The 19,530-nt window shown below is 49.5% G+C and carries 15 protein-coding genes; 10 read left to right on the top strand and 5 right to left on the bottom strand.

The genetic code is table 11. From position 1 onward, the window contains the following. Positions 1-308 precede the first annotated feature (308 nt). Together pflB and pflA are read left to right on the top strand one after the other, a co-directional pair. Positions 309-2,591 carry a formate C-acetyltransferase gene (gene pflB / locus CFF01_RS07355; RefSeq protein ID WP_033540208.1) on the top strand — a complete coding sequence of 761 codons (2,283 nt, stop codon included), beginning with the start codon at positions 309-311 and terminating at the stop codon, positions 2,589-2,591. A 103-nt stretch (positions 2,592-2,694) separates the two neighbouring features. Continuing rightward, positions 2,695-3,435, top strand: coding sequence for a pyruvate formate lyase 1-activating protein (gene pflA, locus CFF01_RS07350; protein WP_088904369.1), 741 nt, complete (start codon positions 2,695-2,697; stop codon positions 3,433-3,435). Here pflA and yfbV read toward each other — a convergent pair whose 3' ends face one another. Continuing rightward, on the bottom strand, positions 3,436-3,879 hold the full coding sequence (yfbV, locus tag CFF01_RS07345) for a terminus macrodomain insulation protein YfbV (RefSeq protein WP_033540210.1): 444 nt from the start codon (positions 3,877-3,879) through the stop codon (positions 3,436-3,438). A gap of 195 nt (positions 3,880-4,074) precedes the next feature. Between yfbV and ackA the strand changes: the two genes are divergently transcribed. The 4 genes from ackA (at position 4,075) to CFF01_RS07325 (ending at position 9,194) form a co-directional block, all read left to right on the top strand. After that, complete coding sequence (ackA, locus tag CFF01_RS07340; protein WP_033540211.1) at positions 4,075-5,271, top strand: acetate kinase; 1,197 nt, start codon at positions 4,075-4,077, stop codon at positions 5,269-5,271. An 80-nt stretch (positions 5,272-5,351) separates the two neighbouring features. Next, positions 5,352-7,490: a phosphate acetyltransferase gene (pta, locus tag CFF01_RS07335; RefSeq protein ID WP_088904368.1), complete on the top strand. Its 2,139-nt coding sequence runs from the start codon at positions 5,352-5,354 to the stop codon at positions 7,488-7,490. Positions 7,491-7,811: 321 nt separating this feature from the next. Continuing rightward, positions 7,812-8,243 (top strand): hypothetical protein, encoded by a 432-nt coding sequence (locus CFF01_RS07330; protein WP_088904367.1) that lies wholly within the window; start codon positions 7,812-7,814, stop codon positions 8,241-8,243. A 726-nt stretch (positions 8,244-8,969) separates the two neighbouring features. After that, positions 8,970-9,194, top strand: a complete 225-nt coding sequence (locus tag CFF01_RS07325; protein ID WP_088904366.1) for a hypothetical protein — start codon at positions 8,970-8,972, stop codon at positions 9,192-9,194. Between the two features lie 43 nt (positions 9,195-9,237). Here the strand turns inward: CFF01_RS07325 and CFF01_RS07320 are convergent, their stop codons facing one another. Both CFF01_RS07320 and CFF01_RS07315 read right to left on the bottom strand, forming a co-directional pair. Beyond that, positions 9,238-10,149: a class I SAM-dependent methyltransferase gene (locus CFF01_RS07320; RefSeq protein ID WP_088904365.1), complete on the bottom strand. Its 912-nt coding sequence runs from the start codon at positions 10,147-10,149 to the stop codon at positions 9,238-9,240. Between the two features lie 27 nt (positions 10,150-10,176). Further along, positions 10,177-11,256 (bottom strand): AI-2E family transporter, encoded by a 1,080-nt coding sequence (locus tag CFF01_RS07315; protein WP_033540216.1) that lies wholly within the window; start codon positions 11,254-11,256, stop codon positions 10,177-10,179. A 75-nt stretch (positions 11,257-11,331) separates the two neighbouring features. Between CFF01_RS07315 and folX the strand changes: the two genes are divergently transcribed. Then, positions 11,332-11,697, top strand: a complete 366-nt coding sequence (gene folX / locus CFF01_RS07310; protein ID WP_033540217.1) for a dihydroneopterin triphosphate 2'-epimerase — start codon at positions 11,332-11,334, stop codon at positions 11,695-11,697. Positions 11,698-11,817: 120 nt separating this feature from the next. Beyond that, positions 11,818-12,738 (top strand): TIGR01777 family oxidoreductase, encoded by a 921-nt coding sequence (locus CFF01_RS07305; protein ID WP_088904364.1) that lies wholly within the window; start codon positions 11,818-11,820, stop codon positions 12,736-12,738. A 26-nt stretch (positions 12,739-12,764) separates the two neighbouring features. Here CFF01_RS07305 and CFF01_RS07300 read toward each other — a convergent pair whose 3' ends face one another. Next, on the bottom strand, positions 12,765-15,215 hold the full coding sequence (locus CFF01_RS07300) for an ABC transporter permease (RefSeq protein WP_088904363.1): 2,451 nt from the start codon (positions 15,213-15,215) through the stop codon (positions 12,765-12,767). Further along, complete coding sequence (locus tag CFF01_RS07295; RefSeq protein ID WP_033540220.1) at positions 15,215-15,931, bottom strand: ABC transporter ATP-binding protein; 717 nt, start codon at positions 15,929-15,931, stop codon at positions 15,215-15,217. The genes CFF01_RS07300 and CFF01_RS07295 overlap by 1 nt, the downstream gene beginning before the upstream one ends. Positions 15,932-15,965: 34 nt before the next feature. Between CFF01_RS07295 and CFF01_RS07290 the strand changes: the two genes are divergently transcribed. Together CFF01_RS07290 and CFF01_RS07285 are read left to right on the top strand one after the other, a co-directional pair. After that, the gene (locus tag CFF01_RS07290; RefSeq protein WP_033540240.1) at positions 15,966-16,559 is read left to right on the top strand and encodes an arylesterase; all 594 of its coding nucleotides are present in this window, start codon (positions 15,966-15,968) and stop codon (positions 16,557-16,559) included. Positions 16,560-16,866: 307 nt separating this feature from the next. Continuing rightward, a complete protein-coding gene (locus CFF01_RS07285; RefSeq protein ID WP_033540221.1) occupies positions 16,867-19,518 on the top strand; it encodes a parallel beta-helix domain-containing protein in 2,652 nt (883 codons plus the stop codon). Positions 19,519-19,530: the final 12 nt, after the last annotated feature.

Genomic DNA, 19,530 nt, shown 5'->3' with positions numbered 1-19,530 from the left:
TTAACTAGGGAAAAGCGACCTGTTTCTGGTGCAGCACCTAGGTAGATATGGTAATATTCAAGTGGTTAATTGGTCTTACCAATTTTATGATAACCGAAAAAGTATCGCCACAAAGAGGATGCTAGCTCGGATATCGCGTAAAACGGATTTAAATCGACACGGTTAACCGGTTCGATTATCAGTTCCCATCATCAGGGTAATACATTGAAGGGAGCTGTGAAGAATAGCTATTGGTGTATCGCAACTCAGGCAATTAAAGCCAGCCCGATAGCCAATAACCTTTATCTCAAACAGAAGGTATTAGTACGATGACCGAAAAAACTGAGCTGTTCACCAAAGCGTGGGAAGGTTTTACTCCTGGTGATTGGAAGTCTGAAGTAAATGTACGCGACTTTATTCAAAAGAACTACACGCCCTATGAAGGAGACGAATCTTTCCTAGCAGGCGCTACCGAAGCGACCAACACGCTTTGGGATAAAGTGATGGAAGGTATCAAACAGGAAAACCGCACCCATGCGCCGGTTGATTTCGATACTGACAAAGTCTCTACCATTACCTCTCACGAAGCTGGTTACATTGACCAAAACCTTGAAACTATCGTTGGCTTACAAACAGACGCACCCCTTAAGCGCGCCATGTTACCAAACGGCGGTATCCGTATGGTCGAAGGCTCTTGCGCTGCTTATGGCCGCGAGCTAGACCCCAACATCAAGTATGTCTATTCAGAGCTGCGCAAAACCCACAACCAAGGTGTATTTGACATCTATACGCCTGAGATCATGCGCTGCCGTAAGTCTGGCGTGCTGACAGGTCTACCTGATGCTTATGGCCGTGGCCGTATCATCGGTGACTACCGTCGTATCGCCCTGTACGGTATTGACTACCTGATACAGGAAAAATTTGAGCAATTCAGCTCACTACAAGCCCGCTTCGAAGAGGGTGAAGATCTAACAGCCACTATGCAGCTGCGCGAAGAGATCGCCGAGCAACACAGAGCGCTGGGCCAAATGAAGCAGATGGCTGCCAGCTACGGCTGTGATATCTCTGGCCCTGCGACCAATGCTAAAGAAGCGATTCAGTGGACCTACTTCGGCTACCTAGCTGCAGTGAAGAGCCAAAACGGCGCTGCCATGTCTCTGGGCCGTACCTCTAGCTTCCTTGATATCTACATCGAGCGTGACATCAAAAATGGCGTCCTGACCGAGCAACAAGCTCAAGAGATGGTTGACCACTTCGTGATGAAGCTGCGTATGGTACGTTTCCTACGTACACCTGAATACGATGAGCTATTCTCTGGTGACCCAATCTGGGCAACTGAATCTATCGCTGGTATGGGCTTAGACGGTCGCACCTTGGTTACTAAGTCAAGCTTCCGTTTCTTGCACACCCTATACAACATGGGTCCAAGCCCAGAGCCAAATATTACTGTGCTTTGGTCAGAGAAGTTACCACTAAGCTTCAAGAAGTACTGCGCTAAGGTGTCTATCGACACTAGCTCTATCCAATACGAAAACGATGACCTGATGCGTCCAGATTTCGAATCTGACGACTATGCTATAGCATGTTGCGTAAGCCCAATGGTTGTTGGTAAGCACATGCAGTTCTTCGGTGCACGTGCTAACTTGGCTAAGACTATGCTTTACGCCATCAACGGTGGTGTGGACGAGAAGCTTAAGACACAAATCGGTCCTAAGTTCGAGCCTATCAAAGATGAAGTCCTGGACTTTGACGATGTATTAGGTCGTCTGGATACCATGATGGACTGGCTAGCGACTCAATATGTGTCTGCGCTAAACGCGATTCACTTCATGCACGACAAGTACTCTTATGAAGCCGCCCTGATGGCGCTACATGACAGAGACGTGCGTCGTACCATGGCATGTGGTATTGCGGGTCTATCAATTGCTGCCGACTCACTGTCAGCAATTAAGTACGCCAAGGTTAAGCCTATTCGTGACGAGAACGGCATTGCCGTCGATTTCGACATCGAAGGTGAATATCCTAAGTTTGGTAACAACGATGCTCGCGTCGATGACCTGGCTACCGAGCTGGTTGAGCGCTTCATGGCTAAGATCCGTCACAAGAAGATGTACCGTAACGCGATCCCAACACAGTCTATTCTCACCATCACCTCTAACGTGGTTTATGGTAAGAAAACAGGTACTACACCAGACGGTCGCCCAGCAGGCGCGCCATTTGCACCGGGTGCAAACCCAATGCACGGCCGCGACGAAAAAGGCGCTATCGCGTCACTGACCTCTGTTGCCAAACTGCCATTTGCACACGCACAAGACGGTATCTCTTATACCTTCTCTATCGTGCCGAACGCCCTTGGTAAAGACGAAGATGGTCGCCGCGCGAACTTGGCAGCCCTGATGGATGGTTATTTCGCTCATAACGAAACCCGCGAAGGTGGTCAGCACCTGAACGTCAACGTGATGAACCGTGAAATGCTTGAAGATGCAGTCGTGAATCCTGACAAGTATCCTCAGCTGACCATCCGTGTTTCTGGTTACGCCGTACGCTTTAACGCGCTAACACCAGAACAGCAGCAGGACGTCATTACACGTACTTTCACCAAAGGGATGTAAATTCCGTCAATCGAGCGGTCAAACGCTAGATTTTTGGTGAATATAAGCTAGGCTGTGCACTAATTTAGCACAGCCTACTTTAATTGAAGTTTTCGGAGTCACAATGACAGTAAAAGGGCGAATTCATTCACTGGAGTCCTTTGGCACAGTTGATGGGCCAGGCATTCGGTTTATCACCTTTATGCAAGGTTGTTTGATGCGCTGCCAATACTGCCACAATCGTGATACCTGGGATCTTCAAGGTGGACGTGAGATCGAGGTCGATGAGCTGATGGAACAGATCATCAGCTATCGCCCTTTTCTTGAGTCCAGTGGTGGCGGCGTCACCGCCAGTGGCGGCGAAGCTGTACTACAAGCCGAATTTGTCACAGCCCTATTTAAGGCCTGTAAAGAGCAAGGTATTCACACCTGCTTAGACACCAACGGATTTGTCCGTAAGTACACTCCAATTATCGATGAACTCCTCGATAATACCGATCTGGTACTCCTTGATATCAAACATATCGACGATGACAAACATATCGCCTTAACCCATGTTAGCAACCACCGCACACTGCAATTTGCCCAGTATCTGCAAAAACGCCAACAAAAAACTTGGATACGCTATGTAGTGGTCGGCGGTTACACCGATGATATTGTCTCGGCAAAAGGGTTGGCAGAGTTTATTAAACCTATGACCAACGTGGAGAAGGTAGAACTATTGCCCTACCATGAATTAGGAAAACACAAATGGGAAGCCATGGGTGAAGAATATAGCTTAAATGATATCTCTCCCCCATCGCGCGAAACCATGGAACAGATTAAACAGGTGTTTTTGGATGCAGGGATCACCGCTGTTTACTAACTACAGCGCTTCCCAATAACTGTTATCTAAACGTTCAAAGGCCTTCTTTAAGATGACAGCCATATCGAGATAACAGGCTTTAGCACCTAACGGGGCACAAGCCACCCCCATACCCTGGAGCTTGGCAGATAAGTTATTGCCCCAATCCAGCAGGGAAAGTGGTAAAGGATGTTTAGCTCGCCAGCCGAGCCAGAGTAAGCCTTGAATAGGCAAACTGATAAAGAACAATGCAATCGTGATGGCCTGAGGTAACCAAGTCCATCCGTAGAGATAGAGTTGACTGCCACCGGCCAGCAAGGCCAAAAGTGGCATCAAGCGAATCGCCAGAGATGTTGCGCGGATCACGCGATACTCTGGAAAGTAAAAACTAAGTTGTCGGACCATAGGCCAAGTCTTCATATAGCGACGACCGACCCCTAAGGTTTTTAACACTTGAACAGTCAATGATGACACCTAACACTTAAGATACTGTCTTTACAATAGCACAATGCGAGCGCCAGCCCCAAGCGGCAAGGCGCTAATGAAGACCGAATCTTAATCTCAGGAATGAGAATTTATCGCGACATCGGCCCTAGGCTTTGAAGTCATTCAATTTTAGTGGATGCCAAACATCCACTCACTTTGCAGAAGGTTTTAAACATGTCAAACAAACTGGTTTTGGTACTAAACTGCGGCAGCTCTTCGTTGAAGTTTGCCATAATCGACGCGCTTACAGGTGACGACCAGATCTCAGGTCTAGCAGAGTGCTTTGGTCTTGAAGACTCACGCATCAAGTGGAAGGTCGATGGTAACAAATTCGAATCTAAACTCGGCGCATTTACTGCACACCGTGAAGCGATTGAATTTATCGTCGACAACATCTTGGGCCAGTACCCAGAAATTGCCGAGCAGATCCAGGCGATTGGTCATCGCGTCGTACACGGTGGCGAGAAGTTCACCCATTCAGTGGTGATCGATGACAATGTTATCGCCGGTATCGAAGATTGCGCCGCCCTTGCGCCACTGCACAACCCTGCACACCTAATCGGTATCCGTGCTGCCCAGGCCTCTTTCCCGAAACTGCCACAAGTCGCCGTATTTGATACCGCTTTCCATCAGACCATGCCAGAGCATGCGTTTGTCTATGCCCTGCCTTACAAGTTCTACCGTGAACACGGTATTCGTCGCTACGGTATGCACGGTACCAGCCATCTATTTGTTAGCCGTGAAGCCGCCAAGGCACTCGGCAAAGAAGTGGCTGACACCAATGTTATCTGTGCTCACCTGGGTAACGGCGCCTCTGTCACGGCAGTTAGAGGCGGCAAGAGTGTCGACACCTCTATGGGTCTGACACCGCTTGAAGGTCTGGTAATGGGTACCCGCTGTGGCGACTTAGATCCGTCTATCATCTTCCACCTGGTTGACCGTCTGGGATACACCATTGACGAAGTGAACAACCTGATGAACAAACAGAGCGGCCTACTGGGTATTTCTGAACTGACCAACGACTGCCGCGGCATCGAAGAAGGTTACAGCGAAGGCCACAAAGGTGCGACCCTGGCGCTGGAGATCTTCTGCTACCGCTTAGCCAAATATATCGCCTCTTACACTGTGCCGCTGGGTCGCCTGGATGCACTGGTATTTACCGGTGGTATCGGTGAAAACTCGGAGCTTATCCGTGAAAAAGTGCTAAACCTGTTATCTATCTTCAACTTTGAAGTGGACGCAGAACGCAACAAAGCGGCTCGCTTTGGTAAGCAGGGGCAGATCACCACAGACAATGGCCCAGTTGCCATGGTGATCCCAACCAACGAAGAGTGGGTTATCGCCGAAGACGCCGTTTCACTGCTAAAGTAACTGCTATAGAGGCGGGAATACCCGCAACGAATCTAGACCAAGACCCGGCCGATACTTTGGCCGGGTAATAAGAGGTAACTATGTCTCGCAATATTATGCTCATTCCGAACGGTACCGGAGTTGGCCTCACATCTATCAGCCTAGGTATGGTGCGCGCGTTAGAACGCCATGGTGTCAAGGTGAGGTTCTTCAAACCGATCGCCCAGCAACGTCCAACAGACAAAGGGCCAGAGCGATCGACCACTATCTTAAGTAAGTCGCCGACCGTTAATCCGCTCGAGCCTTTCGACATGGCGCATGCCGAAAATTTAATCCGTACCGATCAGACTGATGTCTTGATGGAACAGATCATCGCCCGCGCCACTGAGTGTGCCGACGCTAGCGAAACCCTGATTGTTGAGGGCCTGGTACAGACTCGTAACCATCCTTTCTCTGACGATATTAACTATGAGATCGCCAAGGCATTGGATGCAGACATCATCTTCGTCGCAGCGCCCGGTAACGAAACGCCTACCGCCTTGATGAATCGCCTTGAGATCGCCCACAACGCTTGGGGTGGCAGCAAGAACAAACGCCTTATCGGCGCTATCATCAACAAAATTGGTGCACCAGTCGATGATGAAGGTCGTGCCCGTCCCGATCTTTCTGAGGTGTTCGACCATCAAGATGTACAGCGTCCTGATGCCGCCAGCATGTTCCAGCTACCAGGTAAGAGCAAACTGCGTATTCTAGGCAGTGTGCCATACAACCTGAACCTGGTCGCCCCACGCGCCTCAGACTTAGCCAAGCACCTTAGCGCCCGCATTATCAATGCCGGTGAAATGAATACCCGTCGTCTGCGTAAAGTGACCTTCTGCGCCCGCAGTATTCCTAACATGGTTACCCATATCAAGACTGACTCGCTGCTGGTGACCTCAGGCGATCGCTCTGATGTCATTGTTTCAGCCTGTTTGGCTGCCATGAATGGCGTCAAGGTGGGAGCACTGCTACTAACCGGTAGCTATGTGCCAGAGGCTGAGATCATGGAGCTGTGTGAACAAGCCTTCGAGACTGGTTTACCCGTGTTCTTAATCGACACCAACACCTGGCAGACCTCACTCAATATTCAGCGCTTCGACCATGAAGTACCTGTAGACGATGCAGTGCGTATCGAAGAAGTGCAAGAGTATGTAGCCAGCCATATCGATCAGAACTGGGTTGAGAGCGTCACCAAGAACTCACCACGTGAGCACAGACTCTCACCACCGGCGTTCCGCTACAAGCTTACCGAGCTTGCTCGCGCCGCCAAGAAGACTGTGGTGCTGCCAGAAGGTGATGAGCCAAGAACCATCGAAGCCGCTGCAATCTGTGCCGAACGTGGTATCGCTCGCTGTGTACTGATCGGTAACCGTGAAGAGATCCAGCGTATCGCTAGCCAGCAAGGTGTGACCTTAGGTGAAGGCGTAGAGATCGTCGAGCCAGAAACCGCTCGTGAACGTTATGTCGCCCCTATGGTAGACCTACGCCGTCACAAAGGCATGACCGAAGTGGTAGCTCGCGAGCAACTCGAAGACAACATGGTACTGGGTACCATGATGCTGGCTCAAGGTGAAGTAGACGGTATCGTTTCAGGCGCAGTTAACACGACCGCCAACACCATACGTCCGCCGCTACAGCTGATCAAGACAGCCCCAGGTTCTAGCCTGGTGTCCTCTATCTTCTTCATGCTGATGCCAGATCAGGTACTGGTTTATGGTGACTGCGCCATTAACCCGGATCCAAATGCTGAACAACTGGCTGATATTGCTATTCAGTCTGCCGACAGTGCCGCTGCCTTTGGTATCGAACCTAAAGTCGCCATGATCAGCTACTCAACCGGTAGTTCAGGCACAGGTTCAGATGTTGATAAAGTGCGTGAAGCAACGCGTATCGCCAAAGAGAAGCGTCCAGAGTTAATTATCGATGGTCCGCTACAATATGACGCTGCGGTAATGCCTAATGTCGCCCAATCTAAGGCGCCAAACAGCCCGGTAGCGGGTCAGGCAACTGTGTTTGTCTTCCCAGACCTCAACACAGGTAACACCACCTACAAGGCAGTACAGCGTAGTGCGGATCTGATCAGCATTGGCCCTATGCTTCAAGGGATGCGTAAGCCAGTGAACGATCTATCTCGTGGTGCCTTGGTTGACGATATCGTCTACACCATCGCCCTGACTGCGATTCAAGCCTCACAGGGCTAAGCCAAAGCAAAGATCAAAAAAGCCTGTCTTATGACAGGCTTTTTTTATGCAAAGTCTACGGAAAAGGTTAAAATCTGTACGCTTGCTCACAATGCGTCAAAAAATGACCACACCAATTTACCAATTAAGTTCAGTCACTTAAGAGTTATGCATCGACTCTTCAACATACTTGTCCACAGATTCTGTGGATAACCGTAACAAATTATTCATTCAGATATGCCAGCCTAACGCTAAAGAGTCAAGTACTTTCGACTGACGCTCTGCGCTTGCCAAGGCTTTAGAGAATCGCGATACTAGACCAAAGCCTATCGATTAAACCCTATGAAAAAATTACTTTTTATCTTTATTCTTCTCTTATCTGCCTGTAGTCCAGACTCTGAAACCGTCTCAGGTGTCATGACCCCTGAACAGGTATCGCTAGGATTCTTTAGGGCTATCTACGTTGAGCGGGACGTTGATAAAGCCAAGCAATTTGTCGATGAACCCATGCAGAAGGTGCTGTCGCACTATTACATTGCCGCCTCGGTGCAGCGCCACGTACTTAACCTATCCATGCGGGACGTGACATTGGAAATTGAAGAGATTGATATCGATTTCTTTCGCAAATTCACCAAAGATGTCACGGTTATCGTGAAGATGACGGGACTCAAGGGTGGCCAACCTTGGATAGACGACCGCACCATACGCCTGCATAAAGTCAACAATCGCTGGCTGATCGTCGAAATTCTGCCTGAAAAGGGGAATCTCAACTAGTGCTTTTAAACCGTCCTCGCCCTACCTATCGCGAAAGCGCAGAGCCGAGTTAAACAGCTTAGGCTAACGAACTCAGATTAACGAGCTCAAGTTTACGAGCTCAGGTTTACGAGCAACATGGCCTGTCTCGCTAGGCTCGCGGGCTTTAAAACTGACTTAGATGCCAGATAAATCATGTTTATCGAGCACAAAAAAAAGCAGCCAGTGGCTGCTCTTTTTGTCTGAAGACTCTCAACTTATACGCGCCCAGTCAGACTCGACACGCTAGTGAAAACTCAGTTTGGATATATCCTTAATCCAAAAACGCTTCTTCATCCATCTCGACAGGCAATGACTCAATTACGTCATCTTGTACTTGATAATAGGCGTTCTCGTATTCACGGGCTTCCATAACGACTCCAGATTTTTGTGTAAGGTACAGGCATGCTTTTATTTGGTGCATTTTGCCTTGGGTATAAGCTGCAACTATCTGCTAACTCATGCCTGCAAGTGTACCACTAAAAAAACAAGACTTACAGAAAACTTTCAGAATTGTTAGCCAGATCGGCCGATTCAGGGCTAAAAGTGTCAATTATCAATGGTAAGCGTGAAAGTCTTTCATTTTTTTACTGCATTACAAACTAAAAAACATTCTGTTTACAATAAAATGATCTAATGCCTGAAATGAGAACTGCTATCAATTAATTAATAGCGAATTGTTTGCGCTAGCAGGAGTGAGGTATTTAAATGAACACGCTGATCGAGTTTGAGGCCCAAAGGCTAGTCGACCTGTTTACTCAGGGTGATGCCCTATCTATCCATATGTTCATGGACTCGATGTCCATGCCCTTTGATGTGCAAGAAAAACTATTTAACGAAATTTCGGCATTAAAAAACCTGGACCAGCAACAGATAGCCCAGGTTATCGAATCCCACGGACACTCCCTTATTCAGGAGCTTAACCGCTACTAACCTTATTGCTCATGGCTGGCCCATGAGCCCCACATATTCACATCTACTGCCTCTGACGATAGCGCAGTACCTTTAACGCCTTATCCGGATCCTTATCCAGAAACACTTCGGGGTTCGCCAATTGCTCAATAAACTCTAAAGTCGGACTCTGCTCCGCCACCTGGTCTTTTAGAAAGTCGATCCCCAACTCAGGGGCATTAAGACACAGCAACACCTCTCCTGTCGGAGATAAAAGCTGAGGCAGTCGACGCAGCAGGCGGGCATAATCCTTAGTGGCAACAAAGCTACCTCGCTGATTACTCGGCGGATCGGCAATGATCAAATCATAAGGCCCCATCTTAGTTAACTTGCCCCAAGATTTAAAAATATCATGCCCTAAAAAACGAGCGCCGTGTGGCAGTTCATTGAGCAGATGATTCTGCTTACCTATGGCCAGCGCCCCTTTACTCATATCGATATTAACCACTTGATCGGCACCACCTTGCAGCGCCATCACGGAAAATCCACAGGTATAAGCAAACAGATTTAATACATTGGCCTGGGCCGCATGTTTTTTGACCCAGGCACGACCGGCGCGCATATCTAAAAACAGGCCATGATTTTGCCCACGCAGCAGATGGACCTGAAAGCGTGCGCCGTTCTCAACGACCAGATGAGGCTCAGGCACCGCCCCCTTTAACATATGAGTTTGAGTTTGCCCGGCACATCTGTGCTGAAACACTAAGTTAAAAGCCTGCTCGCCCATGAGTGCCACCCAGCGCTCATGAATAGCCTCGGTCAGCGAATCCAAGGCCCCTTGGTCGATCTCTTTGAAACTGGTAAGCAACAACACAGGCGGAAACCAGTCGAGACACAGATGTTCGGCCCCCTCATATCGACCGCCGCGACCATGAAACAGTCGCTCGGCCTCACCGGAAAACCCTATGTGCTGTAATGCTTGCTTAAATGACTCCATGTAACACTATATACCTGTATAAAAAGATTAATTATCTGCATTTGATGCAGTATTTTGGTCAGAACTCAACAGCGACTCGTCGACGCGATCGGCAAGCAAAATGGCCAGCCAACCACCGCTCTGGCTCGACTCTAGCGCTATCTTGACGATCATGGTTAAGGGAACAGATAGCAGCATACCCACAGAACCCAGCAACCATCCCCAAAAAATCAACGAGAGAAACACCACTAAGGTCGAGAGCCCTAGGCCACGTCCCATATACTTAGGCTCAACAATATTGCCCATCACGGTATTGGTCGCCAAATAGAGTAGCGCTGTGCCGCCCGCGGCTGCAGGACCAAGTTGAATAAAAGCCAGCAGCACAGGGGGAATTGCCGCGATAATCGAACCTATATTGGGAATATAGTTAAACAGAAAAGCCACCACAGCCCAGAGCAAGGCGTAATCAACTCCGATAAGTGTCAGCGCAATCCCTACGACAACGCCGGTTCCCAGACTGACTAAGGTTTTGATCACCATGTACTGGTTAACCGAATGCAAAAACTTATCTATCTGCTTGATGCGCATGTCGGGATCGTCCAAGGCATAGTGTAACTTCTTTGGCAGATCCTGAGCTTCAAACAACATAAACACTACGGTCAATATGATTAAAAACAGATTGGCCATCACACCGCCGACACTCGACAGCATATTAGTGGTCATCGACAAGGCGATACCTGGATCGAAATAGGCCAAAACCTGCTCTTTAGAGACTTCGATATTTAGCGCCTGTAGCTTGGTTAAGACCCAGGCAAACTGCTCCACCAACTGATCTCGATACTGAGGCAGCTGACGAGAAAACTCATTGATAGAGCTGCCCACGAGAGAGGCCAACCAGAGCCCCATCAAGACGATAAAAACCATCATAATGGCCACAGCCAATGCTCGTGGTAGCTTAAGCCGTGTCATACCATTGATCGCCGGATTACAGATCACAGCGATAAATGCCGACAGTACAAAGGGAACAACAATTGGGCTTGCGGCTTTTATCCCTGCCAATATCACGACGATAAACGCCATGATGGCAAAGCCTTTAAACGCGACCCCTTGATTTTCAAATCGAGTCATTTAAATAAAGTCCTTCTGAATTACCCATTATATTGATAGGCTTAACTTAAATAATTCACAACTAAAATAACGCCTATGAAACCCGAAATCGCCATCATTCGAATTAAAAACCTACGTCTTCGCACCTACATAGGAATTAAGGAAGATGAGATCAATAACAAACAGGACGTCACCATTAACGCCGAAATCCACTATTGCGCCACTAAGGCACGCAACAGTGATAATATGCAAGACGCCTTGAATTATCGCACGATAACGAAAAAAATCATTGCTTTAGTTGAAAACAATCGCTTCTCATTGCTCGAACACCTTACCGATCAGGTGTTAAGTATCGCCAGCGATCATGAATGGGTCGATTTTGCCTCAGTAGAGATAGACAAACCCCATGCCTTGAGGTTTGCCGACTCTGTCTCAATGCAGCTGTGTTACCAGAAGTCATAAAAGGCTCTCAGATAAGTAAGCACAGAGACGAGTTAAGCGGCTGAATTTTAGCGCCAAAAATGATCCTAATTGCCATCTATAGTGTATATTTTTGATATCCCCTAAAAAAATGGAGTCGGCATGCGGATTTTGATCACGGGTGGCACAGGATTTATCGGAAAGGCCTTAGTCAAGGCCTTAGAAACCGAGCACGAACTCACCTTACTGACGCGGTCAGCCGGAAAAGCCCACCTGGCACTCGGTAATCAGCATAAGTTACTGGGAAATTTAGGCGCCCTGAGTAATCTCGACGGCTTCGATGCCGTGATTAACCTAGCCGGAGAACCCATTGCCGATAAACGCTGGAGCCTAGAGCAAAAGCAAAAAATCTGTGACAGTCGCTGGGATATTACCTCCCGCTTAGCCAAACTCTTCGAGGCGAGTAAGACGCCACCTAAGGTATTCATCAGCGGCTCGGCCATTGGCATCTATGGCGATCACGACAAACAGGTTCACTTAAACGAGTCTTTCGATCTCGCCCATTTTAAAGACACAGGGAATGACGAAAAATTCCCCCACAGCGTCTGCGCTAAATGGGAAGAGTTGGCGCTGGAATGCCAAGGAATCACCCGTGTCTGCGTCATTCGCATCGGCTTGGTACTTGGCCTAAATGGTGGCGCACTGAAAAAGATGTTACTGCCCTTCAAATTAGGGGCTGGCGGCGTAGTAGGCTCTGGCCAGCAAGGCATGAGCTGGATCCACAGGGATGATCTTGTCGCCCTCATACTATTTTTGCTTAGCCACTCAGAGTGCGAGGGTATCTATAATGCCACCGCCCCTAACCCTGTTAGCAACCGTGAATTTACCAACGCATTAGGAACAGCATTGAGCCGGCCCACTCTAATCCCCATGCCGGGAGTAGTGCTCAATTTTGCGTTAGGCGAGATGTCACAGCTGCTATTAGAGGGGCAATATGTCTACCCTGATCGGCTCACCCAGGCGGGTTTTAGTTTCCGTTTTACCCACCTGAATGAAGCCCTGAGCAACCTGTTTGATTCTTAATACTCAGCTTTGCAAGATATGAGTGCTTAGCCTTGCAAGAGTTGTCGGCAAGATTTCTGTAATAACTGACGACATCGCCAGGTCCCCAGCAGCGCCACGATAGCCGCCCCAGACAGGGGCGCTAATAGCCACCAATCCCAGTGCATATAGACCACCAGCTCAAATACCTGAGTCTTTAACAGATAGATGGTAAATTCCGCGACGATGGCCGCCAGCAGCCCGGCAATCAGGCCAAGCAATGCAAACTCGAGTGCCGTGGCCATTCTCAGCAGCCAACCCGAGGCGCCAAAGGTTCTCAGCACCGCCAATTCACGCTGACGAGTCGCCATTCCCGCTTCGGTCTGGGCAATCATCACTAAGCTGCTGGCCAGTAACACCAAGACTAATACCAAGGTTAGGGACAGAGAGACCTGATCGATTATCTGCCTTAACTGCTTCACCATAGCGCCCACATCTATGATGGACACGGTCGGAAAACCTTTGATCAAACCAAGCACCAAAGATTTCTGACTCTCATCCAGATAGAAGCTAGCCATAGAGGTATAGGCAAAAGGTGCCAAGGCCTCAGGATGGAAAATCATAAAGAAGTTAGGCTGCATCGTCTCCCAGTGGACGGTACGAATACTGGCAATCTTTACCGTAAGAGGCTGATTGTCGATAACATAGGTCAGCTCGTCTCCAAGCCCAACCCCCAAACGTTCGGCCACCCCAGACTCTACCGAGACCTCATCGGCCGACTGATTAAAATGTCCTGATATCAGTTCATTATTGGGTGGTAGCGAGGTTCGCCAGGTCAGATTGAGTTCACGAGAAATACCGACTCGGCCCTCGACGCCTTCCTCTGCCTGAGCGGCCGAGATCAAGGTCTCGCCATTAATCTCCACCAAGCGGCCACGTATCACCGGATAGATATCAGTCGCTTTAACCTGATTTGCCCTGAAGTACGCTTCTATCGGTTCCTGCTCCTCTGGAGCAATATTCACCAGAAAATAGTTCGGTGACTGCTCTGGCAACTGTTTATGCCACTCATCAAGCAGATCTTGTCTGAGGGCGATAATGGTGAGCAGCAATACCAATGCGCTGCTAAAACCTACCAGCTGCACCGCATTTTGCCTGGCCCGTCGTCTTAAACCAGCCAATGCCAATTGCATCGGATTTGTGGTCTTCATACCTACACTCTGACCGGCGCGGATCAACAGGAAACCAAACAGGCTTAGCAAGACACCGAGCAACATCACGGCGGCAACCACGGTCAGGGTCAACACCAGGCTTTGTGAGTAAAGATAACCCAGTAGCGCCATCGCCGACAGACTAAGCACCAAGTGCAGCCACATGCCAAGCTGAATCCCCTCGAGCTGACGCTGTAACACCCGCAAAGGGGGAATGGCCAGCAGACGCATTAACGGATAAGCCGAAAACATAAAGGCCGAAATAAGGCCGGTGGCGATACCTAGCGCAATAGGGCGAAATAACGGCGGCGAATAAGCAGAGATAGAAGCCGGCAGATACGCAGTGATCAGGGAGTCCAATAAGAAGCCGCCAAACAGACCCAAGGCTATCCCCATCAGAGTGACAAACAGCAGATGCAAGCCAAAGAGAATGCGGATTTGTCTGCTCGATGCACCAAAGGTTTTTAGCATGGCCACCACGTCAAAGTGACGCTGACAGTAACGCTGTGCGGCAATGCCTATTGCGGCGCAGGCCAGTGCAATACCCAATAGACTCGCCAGCAACAAGAAGCGCTCAGCCCGTTTAACGGCCCCCGCAATTGGTGAATCTCCCGATTGAACATCGACCCAACTCTGACTGTTGTTGAGCAGCGGCTTGACCGCATCTTCAAACGCCTTAAGCTGGCCACTGTCTCCGGTAAATTGATGGATATAACTTACCCGGCTTCCCGGTTGGATCACCCCTGTTTTTTCGACATCTGCGAGGCGCATTAACACCACGGGCGAAGAAGCAAAGGGGTTAAAGCCTGCATCGGGTAATCTGGCGATCTCGGCGCTCAGGCTAAACTCGGCATTGCCCACCTCAAGGCGCTCAGGATAACCCAGGATGCCCCCAAGGCGCGTCTCATACCAAATAGCATCGGCCTCAGGTAACCTATCGGTTGGCCCATCACCCAGCTCTATCACCCCTTTTAAGGGGTAATTGTCGTCTACGGCCCTGACGGTTATCAGCTGAAAGGCATCACCGGCGTAGGCCATGGAGTTAAACTGCATGCTGGCCGCGTGCCTTAACCCCAAGGACTCGGCCTGCGTTAGGATCTGTTTATCCAAAGGAACCGGGGAATTAATAATGCGATCGGCGGCGATAAATTTTGATGCCTGACCATTGATGGCCAGCTGCAAGCGCTCACTGACCCGCGCCAGGCCAGTTACCGACAGAACAGCCAGGGTAATAGCCAAGATGATGAGTAACAACTGCCCCTGAAGCAGCTCGCGCTTAAATAACTTCCATGCGATGCGAGATTCCATTAACTCGCCTCCGCTGCGCTCTGAGGCTCTCGACTGTCATGCGCCTCGCTTAGTTTTCCTGCTTGCATGTTAAAACGTCGCTGACAACGATTAGCCAGCTGCAGATCATGAGTCACCAGTACTAAGGTGGTGTCGCTCTCACGATTAAGATCAAACAACATATCGGCCACCTTATCGCTATTGGCGCCATCTAAATTGCCTGTGGGCTCATCGGCAAACAGCACCTTAGGTTCACTGATAAAGGCTCTGGCGATGGCCACGCGCTGCTGTTCACCACCTGAGAGTTGGTTAGGAAAGTGATTGAGCCTGTGACTTAATCCTACGCGCTGCAGCATCTGCTGCGCCTTCTGTTTTGCATTGGCAACACCCGAGAGCTCAGCCGGTAGCATCACATTCTCAAGAGCATTAAGGGTATCGACTAACATAAAAGATTGAAAAATAAAGCTGACTTTCTGTTTACGCAGCGCCGCCTTGCCTTCTTCATCCAGTCCTTTCAGGGCGACACCATCGAGCATGATCTCACCCGAGGTGGGCGAATCAAGCGCCGCTAACAATCCAAGTAAAGTGGACTTACCGGAACCCGATGGCCCCAATATGGCCACACTGTCTCCCGACTTGACATCCATGTTGATGCCATTGAGGATAGTAAGCTCTCCCTCTTGGGTAGTTACCGATTTATAGAGATCACTGACCTTGATAGCACTATTTTTTAACATATATTCCTTCTCGCTTCGTCGCTTAAGCCAGCTTATCCGCATCTCTGGCCTGCTCGTTTTATTCTTGCTCCCCCAAGCCCATGCTAACCCGATATTGATCTTAGGTGATAGCCTAAGCGCAGGCTACGGCATGGAGCAAGAGAAGTCCTGGGTCTATTTGTTGCAGCAACAAACACCGGATATCACCATCATCAATGGTTCTGTTAGTGGTGAAACCTCGGCCGGAGGACTGCGCCGACTCCCTGCCCTGCTGGAATCTACCCAGGCCAAGCTGGTCTTTATCGAACTGGGCGGAAACGATGGCCTGCGCGGCTTCGCACCTAAGCAATTGAAAAATAATCTTACAAAAATGATCCAATTGGCAAAGGCTTCTGGAGCCAAAGTATTGCTGAGCGAGGTGATGGTGCCGCCTAACTATGGCCCACGCTACGCAAAACAATTTACCCAGGTCTACGAAGAGCTTGCCAGCGAGCATGGCATTACGCTGGTGCCCTTCTTCATGACACAGATCGCTATTCACCCAGAATTGATGCAGGCCGATGGCATACATCCAAATGAACAGGCGCAGCCGCAAATCGCCGACTTTCTCCACCCTTGGCTGATCAATACGCAGACAGATAGCCAATAGGATCACTTGGGCCGAGGCGATGCTAACAGCGCCTTCGGCCACATCAAACCTTATGCCAACCAGCCCCCCGCTAATTAATGCAACTCACTCAACAGCTCCTACCAGTTAACCAGCCAGATTTCCAGCGTTTTAATAATTTGCGCACCAGCTTGTTTTCTTTAGTTTTTATCTCAAACAACTGTTTAAAAACTAAACTAAGCTACTGATTAATACAGATGTTAATAATTTGTTGGCCAGATTTCACATTGCATATCTGGTACGGCAGTGCAATCTAACCAAGGAATAATAACAATAAGTAGGAGATACTATGTTCAACAAGACGCCCTCGTGGCTGATCCCAACGTTAGTCGCCAGTGCAGTGGCACTCTCGTTCACCGGCTGTTCCTCAGACGATGAAGACACACCTGCGGTCGAAACTCCACCTGTGACCACTACCCCCACAGATCCGGGCCCAAGCTTTCCAGTGGGAGCAATCATCATCGAAGATGGTGAAAACCTCACCACCCGTATTCAAGAAGCCTTAATCAATGCCCAAAGCAACGATGTGATAGTGCTACCTAAGGGACACTTCAAGATCGAATCGACCTTGCTGTTTGACGGCGATGTCGACGGTGATGGCGCCTACGCTAAAAACATCACCATCATGGGTCACGGCATGGAAGAGACTGTGCTGGACTTCTCCGAGTCGATCACAGGTGACGGTATTTTTGTGCAAAACGCCGTAAATATCACCATTCAGGATCTCTCAGTCAACGAAGCTAAGAACAACGGTATCAAGCTTAAAAATACCAATGGCATCATCCTGAGACGTCTGGCCACAGTTTGGGAAGGTGAGCTTGACGAAGACAACGGTGCCTACGGTCTCTATCCGGTAGAGTGTGAAAACATTCTTATTGAAGACACCTATGTACGCGGTAGCGCCGATGCCGGTATCTATGTGGGGCAATCTGAATATATCGTCGTACGCCGAAATATCGCCAAAGAAAACGTCGCCGGTATCGAAATCGAAAACTCTAAATATGCCGACGTCTACGACAACGAAGCCATGGGTAACACTGGCGGTATCTTGGTCTTCGACCTGCCGATCAACAACCATAGATATGGCTCAAGCGTGCGCATCTTTAATAACAAGGTGTACAACAATAACACCCCCAACTTTGCTAACGCCTCCTCCAATCCTGCGGGGGTACATATTGTGCCGCCAGGCACTGGGGTGATCATCCTCTCTACCAATGATGTGGAGATATTTAATAACGAAATCACCGGCCACGACACCCTAGGGGTCACAGTCTCAAGTTTCTTCATTGCTGAGCCGGATATCAGTACCTTTGTGGGCAACTATGGTCAGCCAGGGCAGCCGATTGAAGATGGCTGGCGCCCAACGCCGCGCAACATCTATCTTCACGACAACATCATCAAGGATTATGGTAAGAAGCCCAATGGCTATCTCATCGAAGATATCATCAAGGCTTACCTGCTCAGCCATGGCGCCTTCCCGGGTATCCTCTATGATGGACTGGGCGAGATGCTCTCTAACAACGGTACAGCAGCCTACTTAGGCCTAAAAGAGCAACCTTTCGCACAAGATGGTAGCGATAACATCTGTGCCCAGAATAACGGCGACGTCTCTTTTGGCCGCCTGTATGCCAACAACAATACCGACATCAGCATCGCCGATGTCCTGTATGAGAAAACCCAAGATAAAATTATGAACTGTGCCCAGCTGAGCCTACCGGTTCACACTGTCACCTTTGGCGATCAAATCTTCGGCTGTGGCGTCGATGATGACGTTGAAGGCTGTGATGGCGGTAACCTGGTCGGTGGCGGCGGCTCTATCGGCGAAGGTGAAGGCGGTTTGATCGGCGATGGCGATCTAAATCTGTGTACCACCACTGCTGCTGGGGTTAACTGGGATGCACTACTGGGTGCAAACTGTCCAAACCTCTCTGATTATCAGCTATTTGCCGATACCAGCGATCCGAGCACAGGGGCAAACTCAGGTGGTATTCCCTATGATCTCAACACCCAGTTGTTTACCGACTATGCCAGCAAATACCGCTTCGTCTTCGTGCCAGAAGGTAAAGTCGCAAACTACTCGGCCAACGAAAGCATGGACTTCCCAGTCGGCACAGTGATCACCAAGACCTTCGCCCTGCCCGCTGACACCAGTAAGCGCGGCGTGGAAAACGAAACCTTAGTGGAAACGCGCCTACTGATAAAGCGCGCCACCGGTTGGTCGGCACTACCTTATGTGTTTAACGCCGAACAGACTGATGCCGTACTGGCCAAGGCCGGTGCTATTCAGGGCAAGCAGGTGGTTCATAATGGCAAGACGCTAGACTTTGACTATGTCGTCCCCAGCATGAATCAATGTAAGCAATGTCACCAATTTAAGGTTGACGATGCCAGCCCTGCGGTATTTGTCCCCATAGGTCCAAAGGCACGTCACTTGAACAAAGACTATGCCTACAGCGACGGTACCATGAACCAGCTGATGAAGTGGCAAGCTGCCGGTATCTTGCAAGGTGTACCCGACACGGCAACCATCAGCACTGTACCCGCTTTCAATGATGGCGACGAAGCTAAGGCTGCAACGATGACAGATACCGAACTGATGCAGACCGCTAAGGGCTATCTGGATATCAACTGCGCTCACTGTCACCGTCCTGAAGGTAACGCGTCCAACACAGGGCTTAAATTGGAATACTGGCGTAGCTATGAGGAAGACAGTGGTTACTCACACGGTACTTGTAAGTCACCGATCGCCTATGGTGGCGGCTCATTGAGTTACGACGTTGTACCAGGCTCAAGCGAGACCTCTATCCTTCACTTCCGTATGGACAGCACGGCACCTGGCGATCGCATGCCAGAGATCGGTCGCAGCCTGTCTCACACCGAAGGAACGGCACTTATCGCCGAGTGGATCAAGCGACTCCCTCTGGCCACCTGCTCACAATAATCTAGCCTCAAG

Origin of the sequence: Shewanella marisflavi, assembly GCF_002215585.1 — a bacterium.
GTDB classification, from domain to species: Bacteria; Pseudomonadota; Gammaproteobacteria; order Enterobacterales; family Shewanellaceae; genus Shewanella; species Shewanella marisflavi.
Note: the sequence above shows the minus strand (reverse complement) of the source record. Positions and strands in the feature narration are given on the sequence as shown.